Genomic DNA, 12,712 nt, shown 5'->3' with positions numbered 1-12,712 from the left:
CCGAAAAATCCGGCCCCCCAGTCTACGGCACGGTGGCGGCGGCTCCGTCTCAGCGGGTGGAGCCCTGCATCCTGCGGCGCGCGTCCACGATCTTTTCGAGCAGCACGCCCTCGTCGTAGTGGGCTACGGCCCGGTCACGCCCGAGCACGATGCGGTGGCGCGCGAAGGCGAGACGCGTCGCGCTTCGGGAGAACTGCTCGAAGGCGTCGCCCACGCCGTGGCTCTTCGCCCACGCCAGTGCGGCACGACGGCCCTGTCCGGTCGAGAGCATCCCCACTTCCTGGGCGGTGAACCATCCCGCCGCAGCGTACTCCTGCAGGTGACGCCAGGTGAGAGCGCGTTCCTGCGTGCGCAGGAAGTAGACGATGAGGAACCCGATGATGAAGAGGGGCACCTGCACCGCGAAGTAGTAGGCGTAGAAGTCGGTCACGAAGAGCGCGGAACCGTTCCAGAAGGCGTGCAGCAGGATGGCAGGCACAAGCCCGAGCACCAGCCACCCCACCATGCCGAGTGGCGAGGAGCGACGCGAGGCGAGCCCGACGACGATGCCCGTGCAGGCGGTGAACATGACGTGCGCGAAGGGCGACATGAGACCCCGCATGAGGAAGATCTCGCCCACGTCACCCGGCCCCTGCGCATCGCCGAGGGCGAGCCCGAAGTATTGGATGTTCTCGGTGAAGGCAAAACCCACCGCGATCATCGCGCCATAGACGATGCCGTCGACGGGGCCATCGAACTGGCGACGCACCGTCCAGAAGAGAATCAGCAGCCCGAGCCCCTTGCCCGCCTCCTCCACGATGGGAGCCTGAACCACGAGCCCCAAGAACAGCGTCCAGAAGCCATCCCCAACGCCCACCACGGCAGCGATCAGCTGCACGCCGAGATCGAAGATGAGAGCGATGGCCACGGATGCCGCGGCTCCCCACAGGAACGCGAAGACGAGCGCTCCCCGGGGTTCCGGCTCCCACCGGTCGATCCAGGTGATGCCCACGAGCACGATCGCAAGGGGAATGACTGCGAGGAGTCCCGCGACGATGAACGCTGTCGCCCCGAGGAAGGAGAGCAGGTACACCATGACGGCGAGGGCGATGAGCGACAAAAGGCTGTAGCCGATCACGGCGAGCACGAAGACCGTGTTGTCGCGACGCTCCCGACCGGAGGCGATCGGCTGAGTCGACTCCAGAACGGGTTCGGGGTTCTGGGCGGGCTGCTCGAGGGTCGAGGCCGGCGCCGGGCCGGTCACAGCTGCTGCTCCCGAAGGATGCTGAGGGCCCGGTTCACACGGTCGCTGAGCCCCGCAACGCCCCGATTGGTGCGCCGCTCGAGCTCCTCGATGGCCTGGACGACAAGTTCGCGCTGTCGCCCGTTCACAAGAGCCCACGCCGCACGGGCCCGGAGGGAGAGGCGGGCGCCGCGCGCCGCAAGGATCCCGCTGACGACTGGGGGCAGCACTGCCAGGAGGCCGAAAAGCGGCCACATCGACACCGAGAGGTCCTGAGCGATCGCGACCCAGACCGCCGCGAGGGCGAGCAGGCCGAAGGCGATGGGGATGAGACGGAGCCAGCGCGCGACATCCTCGTGCCGCACCGCCTCACGCGTATCGATCGCCTCGAGCTCGGATCGCCACCGGGCGATGTCGTCCTTCGTGACCTTGCGCGCCTTGGCGTCGCGCACGCGGAATCGCAGCACCGCGTAACCCTGCACATCACGCGTGAGCAGACGCACAAGGCCAACCACAAGCCCGACGGAGACGAGCACGATGACCGCGAGGGAGAGCAGCACACCACCCGCGAGCTGCCAGCCGCGATCGAGCACCATCCCCGCGCCCACGGCGACGCCGAAAGCAGGCACGAGCGCCGAGAGCGCCGCCACGGGGACGACCCAGAAGATCTCATGCGCGCGCCGACCGGCGAACTGCACCGTGCGCGTGCGGGCCGAACGCACGTCGTACCACGCCGTGCCGAGGTCGGCCACCTGGAACACGAGCGCACTGAGCCACAGCACGAGCAGCCACAGCGCGGCATCCCACCAGATGTTCATTTCGCACAAGCTACCGCGACCGCGCGGCAGAGTCGAGCGGGCGCACCGAGGTTGCAAGAAAGCGGGAACAGACCGCCGCGGCATCCGTCGCGCCCATATCATTCGAGCCATGGACTACAACCGCGACGAGTCGACGAGCGAGCGACTCGACCGCAACTGGGCCGAGCTGCTGCAGGAGCTCCGAGTCACGCAGACGGGGTCGCAGATCCTCACCGGCTTTCTGCTGACGATCGCGTTCCAACCCCGATTCTCCGAACTCGACAGCTACCAGGTCACTCTCTACATGACCCTCATCTTCGCGGCCATCGCCACGACCGCATTCGGCCTAGCGCCCGTGAGTCTCCACCGCAGGTTCTTCCGCAGCGGGGAGAAGGACCGTGTCGTCACCTGGGCGAACCGCTTCGTCAAGGTGACCCTCGTCGGCGTCGCCTTCGTGCTCGCGGGCACTCTCTCGCTCATAGTCGACATCGTGCTCGGTCGCGCCCCCGGCATCATGGCGGCGATCGCCTGCATCGCCGTCGTCGTCATTCTCTGGTTCGCTCTGCCCGGCCGTCGAGGTCACGGCGAGGAATGATCGGGATCGCGGAGGTCGTCGGCACGAGTCCGCTGAGGCGCTCGGGGCTCAGCACGCGCCGCACCTCCTCCTGCGACATGTAGCCGTTCTCCACCACCAGATCGGCGATCGATGCGCTGGTCGTCAGCGCCGTGTGGGCAAGCGAGGCGGATGCCGCATAGCCGATGTACGGCGTCAGAGCCGTCACGACACTCACCGAGGTCTCCATCTCGGCGGCGAGACGCTGCACATTGGGGGTGATGCCGTCGACGCAGTTGACGCGGAGAGTGCGGCATCCGTTCGTCAACCACGCCAGGGACTGGAGGATGCTGTGGGCGATGACGGGCTCGAAGGCGTTGAGCTGCAGTTGCCCCGCCTCCGCCGCGGCCGTCACGGTCGCATCCGCCCCCACGATGCTGAAAGCGATCTGGTTGACGACCTCGGGGATGACCGGGTTTACCTTGCCCGGCATGATCGATGAGCCCGCCTGCCGCGCGGGGAGGAAGATCTCCCCGAGTCCGGACTGGGGTCCGGAGCTCAGCAGGCGCAGGTCGTTGCAGATCTTGGAGAGCTTGACCGCTGCACGCTTGAGAGTGCCGCTGACGGTCATGAAGACGCCCGTGTCGCTCGTCGCCTCGATGAGGTCCTTGGCCGTCACGGTGTCGATGCCCGTCAGCTCCGCGAGGTGCCGGCACACGGCCTCCGTGTAGTGCGGAGGGGAGGTGATGCCGGTGCCGATCGCGGTCGCCCCCATATTGATCTCGCTGAGGAGAGGGATCGTCTCGCGAAGCCGGTCGTGATCCTCGATGAGGGTGTTGGAGAAGCCCGTGAACTCCTGCCCCAGCGTCATCGGCACGGCGTCCTGCAACTGCGTGCGGCCCACCTTGACGATGCCGGCGAACTCCTCGCCCTTGCGCCCGAAGGAGTCGGCGAGCAGGCGATGCTCCTCAAGCAGCCGGTGGATGCCGAAGATGAGAGAGAGCTTGACGGCCGTCGGGTAGACGTCATTCGTGCTCTGGCTGCGATTGACGTCATCGAGGGGATGCAGGTGGGAGTAGTCGCCGCGTCCGAAACCCATGATCTCGAGACCGCGGTTCGCAATCACCTCGTTGGCGTTCATGTTGGTCGAGGTGCCCGCACCCCCCTGGATCACCCCGACGACGAACTGTTCATGCAGGGCGCCAGCGACAATCTCTTCGCAGACCTGCTCGATGATGTCTGCCTTCTCCGCCTCGAGGACGCCGATCTCCCGGTTGGCACGGGCCGCAGCCTGCTTGACGCGCGCGATTGCCCTGATCAGGTCGGGGTACACGGAGATGGGCCGTCGAGTGATGGGGAAGTTCTCGAGCGCACGTGCCGTGTGGATGCCCCAATAGACGTCGGCGGGAACCTCGAGGGCACCGAGAGAGTCGCGATCCGAGCGGGTGGCCCCCTCTGGAGGCCCCGCGGGGTCTCCCCCAATAATGGTGACAGGGGCGGTCGTAGCCGGCTTCCCTGCGTCATTCGCTCTCTTCACGGCACTCGACTCCCTCGTGACCGGCGCATGCGGCTGATAACCCACCACGAGCCTATCAATCCGGGGCTCGCAGGCCCGAGCAAAGGGCGGGAACCGCGGCGGCAGCGAGCTAGCGAAGCCCTCAGGATGGCGGTCGGAGCCCTATCCCCCGTGTGCGGGACGCCGTGGCATCCGCGAAATTAACCATGTCGCTCGGGCGCTCCCAGCCAGTACTATTCTCAGGAAGCACCGAGTTATTAGTCTTTCTCACTCTCCTGCACCTCGCAGGGACACGAGTTGGAAGGATCAGCCAGCAGTTTTCCTGGGGGACAGCGGCACGTTCCAGACGGAACGGGCCACACAGAGAGGGTTAACGCCTTGCTAGATGATGATGTTGTGACCGTACCTGCCGGGTGGTACCCGGATCCCATGGGTCTCCCACAACTTCGTTGGTGGGACAACCACTCGTGGACGGAGTTCACCTCAGCCGCGCGCACCCCGCTGATCGTGCAGGACGAGCCGCGGCTCGCCTATGCCGACGACGACCTTCCCTCGCGCCGCTCGCAGCGCGAGCAACGCAGCGCCGCAGACGGAGCGCGCCAGCAGCCCATGTCGAAGGCCGAGCTCATGTCGACCCTCCGCGAGCTGGAGCCGCCGAAGCCGCAGCAGATCGAGCGCAACCAGCCCGCCCCGAGCTTCGCAAACACGAGCAGCTCCGAGGCCGAGGAGAACGCCCGCCGCGCGGAGCAGGAGGCCGCGGAGCGCCGCGCCGCCGAACAGCGCGCGGCACAGCAGCGCGCCGCCGAGCAGCAGGCCGCGCAGCAGCGCGCCGCTGAACAGCAGGCCGCGCAGCAGCGCGCCGCTGAACAGCAGGCCGCGCAGCAGCGCGCGGAGCAGCAGGCAGCCCAGGGCTTCCCGCCCCCGCAGGGCTTCTCACAGCCGCAGTCCTTCCAGAGTGCGCCCGCCGACCCCTTCGCCGATTTCGGTCAGCCGACACAGGAGCCTCGCTCGGCGCGCTCCTCCGTCAACTACACGGAGGCGCCCGGCTTTGGCCAGCAGGGAGCGCCCCAGGCATCCTACGCGGACCCTGCGGCACAACACGCCTACGCTCGGGACTACTCGCGCTCGACGCAGCGCCGCCTCGACCGTTCGCAGGTCATCTACACGCCCGCTGTGTGGGCGCTTGCGATGCTCCCCATGGTGCAGATGGTCGTCATCCTGCTGACCGTCTCGTCTGGCGTGCAGTCGGTGCCTCCGGCCGTCCCCTTCGGGATCCTCGGTGCGAGCTACCTCGCCGGCGTCGTCCTGGCGTTCTTCGACCGCCGCTCGCTCCTCGCAGCTGGGCACCGCGCTCCCGCTCACTGGGCGCTCGCCTTCCTTACGACCCCCGTCTACCTGATTGTGCGGTCGGTTGCGACCAACCGTGAGTTCGGCAAGGGCATCACGCCGATTCTCGTGTGGGTCTCCCTCACGATCCTGCAGATGCTTTCGGTCATCGCGGTTCCCGGAATCGTCATCTCCGCCATGCCCGACGTGTTCAAGGCGGAGGTCGAGCAGTCGATCGCCCAGGACGCGGCGATCGTCGGAACGACCCTTGATGTCGAGTGCCCGAGTCCCGCGGTGCAGATCGGCGTGCAGTTCACCTGCCTCGGCACCACCGAGTCGGGCAACACGGTCGAGATCAACGTCAGCCTCCAGCGCAGCAACGGCTGGATCGATTGGCGCGTCGACTCCCAGATCTGGCAGTCGGGGGCGCTCAACTAGCCAGCCGGTACGCAAGGGGCCGCATCCGAAAGGGTGCGGCCCCTTCGTCGTCTCCCCCGCGATGCCAACTGCCGGCGCGCCGAGAGCGATCTCGAGAAGCGACAGAGCGCGCGGAGATGGGCACGATCGTTAGTGCAGAATGCGAGAAGCGCCTCGGAACGCGGGAGCGAGTCGCTCGACCGGGTCGGGAGGACGCCATGGCGGGATCGTGGCGGATCCATCCTCGCCACGATCACCGCGACGACGAACGGCAATCCCCAGTGCAGGATCCTTGCGGATCAGCGGGCCTCTTTCCCTACTGCACCTGCTCACGAGGGCCAGGTAGGGGGGCCGTCATGGTGCCCCTCTGACGACCGCGGTGAATACCCCCGTATTCCGCGGACCGAGTGACACCGGCCCCGCTACCCGGATTGCCCCGTGTTGCGTTGCTGCAACTTTAGACGGCGGCACGACCCTCCGTATGCCCCCACTTCGGGGCTCCCCCCAACGGGGATCGGCAGAAAGGAGGACACGCTGACCGGGGATTTCTCGGCGCCGGGCCCTCGCAGAGGGCTACTCGCCGAGCGCGGCGCGCAGCAGCGTGACGAGGGCCTCGACCTGGATCTCGGAGGCGTCCACAACGTCCTCGTCGCTGCCGTCGAGCGCTCGAGCGGCAAGGCCCGCCTTGCTGTCGATCAGCTCGGCGATCTTGGAGTCGATCGTCTGCGCCGCGATGACTCGCCACGCCGTCACCGGCTCCTCCTGCCCGATGCGGTGCACGCGGTCGATCGCCTGCGTCTGCTCGGCCGAGGTCCAGCTGAGCTCGGCGAGCACGACGTTGGAGGCCGCCTGCAGGTTGAGTCCGACGCCCGCCGCCGTCAGGGAGGCGACCACGACGGAAACCTCGGGGTCATTATTGAAGGCGTCGACCTCGGCCTGGCGGTGCGCGGCCGTCTGGTCGCCGCGGATCGAGACTGTCTTGAGACCGCGACGTGCGAAGGTCTCCTCCGCAGCATCCATCACATCGATGTGCTTGGCGAAGAAGACCACCTTGCCAACCGAGCGCGCGAGCTGCGCCGTGTAGTCGGCCGCGAGAACGGCCTTCGCCTGCCCGATCCGGCGCACCATCGTGAAGACGTTGTCGCCCGTCTTCGCGGCCTTCGACTCCTCCAGCTCGGCCCGCGCGACCATCCGCATGAGCTCGTCGTGCGGCGTCTCGCGATCGGCTCCACTCCGCGAAGAGAGTAGGGCGAGATAGCGCGACTTGAGTCGCTGCCCCAGCTCGCGCTCCGCCTCGCGGATGCCCCGGCCCAGGTCGTCGTCGAGCTCGACGGGCAGGTCGGCGATGCGCTTTGCGGGCAGGTTGGAGGCCACGTCAAGCTTCTTGCGCCGCACGATCCCCATGTCGATGACCGCCTGACGCGCTTCGGCGAAGAAGCCGAAGTCGGCCGGCGTCAGGCCCGTCTCCTCAAGCTTCGCCATGAGCTCGCGGGTGGGCTTCTCGCCGTCGATCCAGCCGAGGAACTGCCAGATCGCCCTGAAGTCCTCGATCGTGTTGATGAGGGGGGTGCCGGTCAGGGCGATCATGAGGGCTCGTGGCCGTAGCATCCGAATGCTCTCTGCGAGGGAGAGGACGTGCCGCGAGCGCTGGGATTCGCGGTTCTTGATGAAGTGGGCCTCGTCGACGACCATGCCCTGGAAGCCGAGGGTGCGCAGCCAGCCGACGTGACGGTCGAGCACGTCGTAGTTGACGATGACCACATCGGCGTAGGCATCGAGGTCGTTGCCGTCTCCGTGGATCACGGTCGCGGTGCGATTCGGCGTCCAGCGTTCGACCTCGCGCGCCCAGTTCATCTTGACGACGTTCGGCACGACGACGAGCAGCGGATACGCCTGGGTCGCGGATGCCGCGAGGAGCGCCTGTGCCGTCTTGCCGAGGCCCGGCTCGTCCGCGAGCAGGTAGGTGCGGTGCCCCGCACGCGCACTCGCGACGAACTCCGCCTGGTGGTGGAACAGCTCGAGACCGCCGGGCACTCGACGGTCGGACTCGCTCGGCTCGGGAAGCTCCATGCTCGCGACGTTGCCGCCGGAGCCGTGTTCGAAGGCGCGGAACAGCGGGTCGAGAAGCTCCCAGTTTGCGAGCCTGCGCGTCTGCGGAGGGGGCGGCGGCACGGCAGAGAAGTCGGGGGCGAGGAAGGGGTTGCTCAGCTGACGGGAGATGACCGATTGGGGCACCACCTGTCTCTCGACCTCGGGAGCGGGAGCGGGCGCCTCAGCGGCGATGATGAGCTCGTCGGGGCTCAGCTCCGCCCCGGAGGCCATGAGCATGTCGCGGCGAAGAGCACGCGCCGCATCGGAGACGGGGGCGTCCTCCCCCAGCAGGGAGATGAGGGACGTGTCGCGAGCGGCCGCCTTCGCGAGGATGGTCGCGACCCCGTCGAGGCGCTTGAGGATCTCGGCCCGGTCGGCGTCCGAGACCTGCGTGTCCTGCTTGGCACGGGCTCGCTCCTCCCGCATCAGGAGCGCAATGACCTGGAACTTGGTGCGACCGGACGCCGACACCCTGCCGCGTTCGGCGGCACCCTCGATCTCCCGCACGGCGCGGGCGAGCACAGGGATGATGCCTGCGTCGTCGCCGGGGCGCACGCGGCGCTGCGCGCTGCGCCGCGAAGATGAGCGTGCGGCGCCGCGCGCCGTGCCGTTGATGGTGTTGCCTTCCGAGCGACCGGAGCGGGCCATGTTCCTCCTGAATCAGCGAATGTGCCGAGGTATTCGCGCCGGGAACCCTCCCGGCAGCACCGCACCGTGGTGGTGCGCCCGTCGAGTCGCTGCGAAGCGGGATCAGCGTCGCCCTCGGGGCAGCGATTCCAGACTCAAGCAACGTGCGGACACGGTCGAGACGGTGAACGGAATCGTCAGCGCAGCATTCAGTTTAGTGCACTCGCGGCGTCGCGGACACCAACGCCTCACAGACCAATAGAGTCGAGCTGTGACGAGCACAGCGCACGAGACGGATGCCGCGGGTCCCGTCTCCCGACTTCAGGCCCTCATCCGCATCCCGACCGTCTCACACCTCGACGAGAACCGCATCGAGTGGGAGCACTTCACGCGGCTCCAGGACGCTCTCCCCGAGCTGTATCCGCTCGCGCACGAGAACCTCGAGCGCGAACTGGTCGCCGGCCACTCGCTGCTCTACCGCTGGCGCGGCCGCGAGGATGGACCCCCTGCCGTGCTCATGGCGCACTATGACGTCGTCGCGGCGAGCGATGAGGGGTGGGAGCATCCGCCCTTTTCCGGGGCCATTGTGGGCGAGGGCGAGGACGCCCTCGTGTGGGGCCGCGGCACGCTCGACGACAAGGGCAGCATGGTCGCGATCCTCGAGGCCGTCGAGTCGAGCCTCGCTGCGGGCGTCACGCCCCGCCACGACGTCTACCTGTGCTTCGGCCACAACGAGGAGACGGCGGGCGACGGTGCGCGGATGCTCGTGGACGAGCTCGAGGCGCGCGGCGTGCGCCCGGGGCTCGTGAGCGACGAGGGCGGTGCCATCGTAGAGGGGATCTTCCCCGGCGTCGACGCCCCCATCGCGGTCGTCGGCGTCGCGGAGAAGGGCATCATGTCGCTCACCATGACGGTCGAGCAGCAGGGCGGGCATGCCTCGACCCCGCCCCGCCTGCCGGCGACAGCCCGCCTCGCTCGGGCGATCGTGCGCCTCAACCGGCGCCCCTTCCGTTCCGGCTTCACCCCGACGACGCTCGAGATGATCCGCACGCTCGGCGCCCACACTCGCGGGCCGCTGCGCATGGTCTTCGGCAACCTCTGGCTCACGAAGCCGCTCCTTCTCGCGCTCTTCGGGCGGCTCAGCGATGAGACGGCGGCGATCATCCGCACGACGAGCGTCGTGACCCAGCTCGACGGGGCAATGGCCGCCAACGCCCTCGCCGAGCGAGCTGTCGCCACCGTCAACATCCGCATCGCGGTCGGATCGTCTGTCACGGAGGCCATCGAGCACGTGCGCCGCGCCGTTGACGACCCACTCGTGCGCCTCGAGGCGCTGCACCCCTCCGAGCCCTCCCCCGTCTCACCCACGCACGGCTTCGCGTGGGAGGCGATCAAGGCCTCGATCGAGGAGACCTACCCGGGCACGATCGTGACGCCCTACGTCATGCTCGCCGCGAGCGACAGCCGCCACTTCACCCGCATCAGTGACCACGTCTACCGCTTCAGCCCCTTCGAGATGTCGAAGGATGAGCGCGGCACCCTGCACGCCAAGAACGAGAGGATCCGCATCTCGACGTTCCTGCGCGGCATCGAGTTCTACCGCCGACTGCTCGGTCGGCTCGCTGCGTAAGGGCTAGCGTCGGGGTTCTTCGGCCGAGACGACATTGAGCGGGCGGCTCATGGGCGGCAGGTCGCGAAGTCGCTCGATACCGGGCCGCAGCTCCTCGAGCCAGGCGTCGTAGCCGGCCGAGGTGAGGTGCAGCCCATCGTCCGTCAGTTCGGGTCGCAGTGCGCCGTCCTCGGTCGCCATGGTGGGCCAGAGGTCAAGGTAGTGGGCGCCGACAGTCGCGCAGAACTGTCGCAGGTGGATGTTGGCGTCCTGGATGTCGCGGGCGAACTCCGCGCCGCGGGGCATGATCGACTGCAGTAACAACCGCACTCCCGGAAGTTCGCGGCGCAGGTGCACGAGCGCGAACTCGACGTTTCGGACGAGGTGTTCGACCGAGCGTCGAAGCCCCAGGTCATTCGTGCCGATGAGCATGATGATCTCGTCGGGCTGGGCCGCAACGATCTCGTCGAGGCGGGCGAGCACGTCGTCGCTCGTGTAGCCGGGAACACCGAAGTTCAGGGTCTCCTCGCCGGGGAACCATTCCTCCCAGTCGCCGCTCGCCGTGAGGCTGTCCCCGATGTATGCGACGCGATGCACGGCGCCCTCCTCCTGCTCGCCCATGAACTACTCCTGCCGGTCGCACCATCCTGCCGCCGGACGCTGGGAGAACGCCAGACACGCGGCATCCGGATCAGGTGCCAGGCGCGGTCGCTGCGAGCCAGCCGTCGAGAGAGCTGGGGGTGTCGGTGATGATTCCGTCGACCCCCATCCCGAGTGCGTCCGCCCAGCTCTCCTCCTCATTGAGCGTGTAGAGCAGGATGCCGAGACCTGCCTCATGCATGATGTCGACCGTCTCTGGTGCCTCGTCGAGCGCGTCTGGGTTGGTCACCAGGGCGATCGCGTGGTGCAGGTGCACCTCGGCGACGGGGTCTGCGGGCAGCTCGCGGGCGAGGACGAGCCGGGGTAGATCCGGCGCGGTGGCGAGCATCGCCTGCAGGGTTTCGGCCTCGAAGCTCGCGACGACCGTGCGGTCGGCGACGCCGTGCTCCTCGACGAGCGACCCGATGACGGCGGCGTCCTCCTCCGCCCAGGTGCCCTTGAGCTCGATCATGGCCTTCGTGCGGGACTCGGCGAGTAGGACGAGGAACTCCGCGAGAGTGGGGATGCGCACTCCCGCATAGTCGGCCGAGTACCAGGAACCGGCGTCGAGCGTCTTGAGCTGTGCGACAGTCAGTTCGTCGACGCGGCCGCTCCCATTCGTGGTGCGGTCGACCGTGCTGTCGTGGATGAGCACGGGCACGCCGTCCGCGCTGAGCCGCACGTCGACCTCGACGAATACCATCGCGCCGGCGAAGGCGTGCTCGATCGCCGGGAGCGTGTTCTCGGGCGCCTGCGAGCGGTCGCCGCGGTGGCCGGCGACGAAGGCGGCCTCCCCCGGCGCGCGCAGGGTGCCGAACATGTTCGCGGCGTGACTGCGGGCGGCCGCGGGGCCGAGGATGAGCACGAGCACGAGGGCCACCGTGATGGCCGAGGCCGTGAGCCCCCGCCTGGCCGGTGGGCTGAGGAGGGTGGTCGCCATTGACATCGCTCCTTGGTCGGGTCGCCCCGCCGGTGTGCGAGGCGTGACCTCACCCTACCCCCGTCCGTTACCTTTTCGTTACCTTGCGAGTCCGCCCCACTTCGAGGCACGAGTCCACGCGAGCGTGACGATCGTCGCGAGCGCGAGCATCCCGCCGACGCCGACGGCGAGCGGGGCAGCAGGCGAGTCGGATGCTTCGGCGCGCGCGTCCTCGTCGGCCGTCGTCTCCTCCCGCCCCTCGTCGTTCGGGCGCGGTGAAGCAGAGGAGTCGGGTGAGGGCGTCACCTTCTCCTCAGCTGGGTCCGCCGTCGCACTGGACACGGGAGCCTGCTCGGGTGCCGGAGCGGGCTCAGGCGCAGCGGGAGCCGGAGCCGGAGCGGGAGCCGGAGCGGGAGCCGGAGCGGGAGCTGCGGCAGGTCTTGCGTACTTCGCGAACACCTGCACCGACCAGGTCGTGCCGCCCGAGGCGATGTGCGCGATGCCGATGTCGGTGTAGTCCCCCAGCAGATTCGCCCGATGGCCGGGCGACGCCATCCAGCCCGCGTGGACCGCTGCCCCACTCGGGTAGCCCTGCGCGACGTTCTCCGCGGCGCCCTGCCACCCCGGAGGGATCTGTGCCGAATAGGACGGATTGTGGGAGAGCGTGCCGCTCGCCGCCATCTGCTGGGCCCAGCCGAGGGCTACCTGGCTGAGCGCGGCGTTGAGGGTGAGCGGTGCAAGCCCGGCCTGGGCGCGGCTCTCGTTCGCGAGCGCATGGATCGTGCCCTCCTCCGCCGCAGCCGCGGGCGTCGCGATGCTGATGGCGCCCGTCAGGGCGAGAGTCGCCACCCCCGCCGCCACCGCCGCGCGTTTGATGACCCGTCGCAGACCTCTCCACACTGCCAAACCCCACACTCGTCATCCCCGTAAGCAAAAAACGGGGTAGACGCTACGTGGCTAAACCGGGTGAACCCTGTGGGCGGCCTGCGGGAATGC

At 68.3% G+C, this 12,712-nt stretch carries 10 protein-coding genes; 3 read left to right on the top strand and 7 right to left on the bottom strand.

The window, feature by feature from the left end; all coding sequences use genetic code 11:
* Positions 1-49: 49 nt before the first annotated feature.
* Positions 50-1,243 (bottom strand): PrsW family intramembrane metalloprotease, encoded by a 1,194-nt coding sequence (locus tag OH146_RS13205; RefSeq protein WP_265161531.1) that lies wholly within the window; start codon positions 1,241-1,243, stop codon positions 50-52.
* The gene (locus tag OH146_RS13200; RefSeq protein WP_265161530.1) at positions 1,240-2,040 is read right to left on the bottom strand and encodes a hypothetical protein; all 801 of its coding nucleotides are present in this window, start codon (positions 2,038-2,040) and stop codon (positions 1,240-1,242) included. The genes OH146_RS13205 and OH146_RS13200 overlap by 4 nt, the downstream gene beginning before the upstream one ends.
* A 109-nt stretch (positions 2,041-2,149) precedes the next feature.
* On the opposite strand from OH146_RS13200, the gene OH146_RS13195 reads away from it, so the two are divergent.
* Positions 2,150-2,614, top strand: coding sequence for a DUF6328 family protein (locus OH146_RS13195; RefSeq protein WP_265161529.1), 465 nt, complete (start codon positions 2,150-2,152; stop codon positions 2,612-2,614).
* Here OH146_RS13195 and OH146_RS13190 read toward each other — a convergent pair.
* Positions 2,565-4,058, bottom strand: a complete 1,494-nt coding sequence (locus OH146_RS13190) for an aspartate ammonia-lyase (RefSeq protein ID WP_265161712.1) — start codon at positions 4,056-4,058, stop codon at positions 2,565-2,567. The two genes, OH146_RS13195 and OH146_RS13190, sit on opposite strands and share 50 nt — an antisense overlap.
* A gap of 426 nt (positions 4,059-4,484) precedes the next feature.
* Between OH146_RS13190 and OH146_RS13185 the strand changes: the two genes are divergently transcribed.
* A complete protein-coding gene (locus OH146_RS13185; protein ID WP_265161528.1) occupies positions 4,485-5,852 on the top strand; it encodes a DUF2510 domain-containing protein in 1,368 nt (455 codons plus the stop codon).
* Between the two features lie 552 nt (positions 5,853-6,404).
* On the opposite strand, the gene OH146_RS13180 is transcribed toward OH146_RS13185, so the two are convergent.
* The gene (locus tag OH146_RS13180; RefSeq protein ID WP_265161527.1) at positions 6,405-8,570 is read right to left on the bottom strand and encodes a DEAD/DEAH box helicase; all 2,166 of its coding nucleotides are present in this window, start codon (positions 8,568-8,570) and stop codon (positions 6,405-6,407) included.
* A 250-nt stretch (positions 8,571-8,820) separates the two neighbouring features.
* On the opposite strand from OH146_RS13180, the gene OH146_RS13175 reads away from it, so the two are divergent.
* The gene (locus OH146_RS13175) at positions 8,821-10,179 is read left to right on the top strand and encodes a M20/M25/M40 family metallo-hydrolase (RefSeq protein ID WP_265161525.1); all 1,359 of its coding nucleotides are present in this window, start codon (positions 8,821-8,823) and stop codon (positions 10,177-10,179) included.
* Between the two features lie 3 nt (positions 10,180-10,182).
* On the opposite strand, the gene OH146_RS13170 is transcribed toward OH146_RS13175, so the two are convergent.
* The 3 genes from OH146_RS13170 to OH146_RS13160 form a co-directional block, all read right to left on the bottom strand.
* A complete protein-coding gene (locus tag OH146_RS13170) occupies positions 10,183-10,779 on the bottom strand; it encodes a GDSL-type esterase/lipase family protein (protein ID WP_265161523.1) in 597 nt (198 codons plus the stop codon).
* Between the two features lie 70 nt (positions 10,780-10,849).
* Positions 10,850-11,737: a glycerophosphodiester phosphodiesterase gene (locus tag OH146_RS13165; RefSeq protein WP_265161521.1), complete on the bottom strand. Its 888-nt coding sequence runs from the start codon at positions 11,735-11,737 to the stop codon at positions 10,850-10,852.
* A gap of 78 nt (positions 11,738-11,815) precedes the next feature.
* Entirely contained in the window at positions 11,816-12,616 is an 801-nt protein-coding gene (locus OH146_RS13160; protein ID WP_265161710.1) for a CAP domain-containing protein, read from the bottom strand.
* Positions 12,617-12,712 lie beyond the last annotated feature (96 nt).

The sequence above is a fragment of the Homoserinimonas sedimenticola genome, assembly GCF_026094475.1.
Classification (GTDB): domain Bacteria; phylum Actinomycetota; class Actinomycetes; order Actinomycetales; family Microbacteriaceae; genus Homoserinimonas; species Homoserinimonas sedimenticola.
The sequence above is the reverse complement of the archived record's forward strand: the minus strand, read 5'-3'. Positions and strand labels throughout refer to the sequence as shown.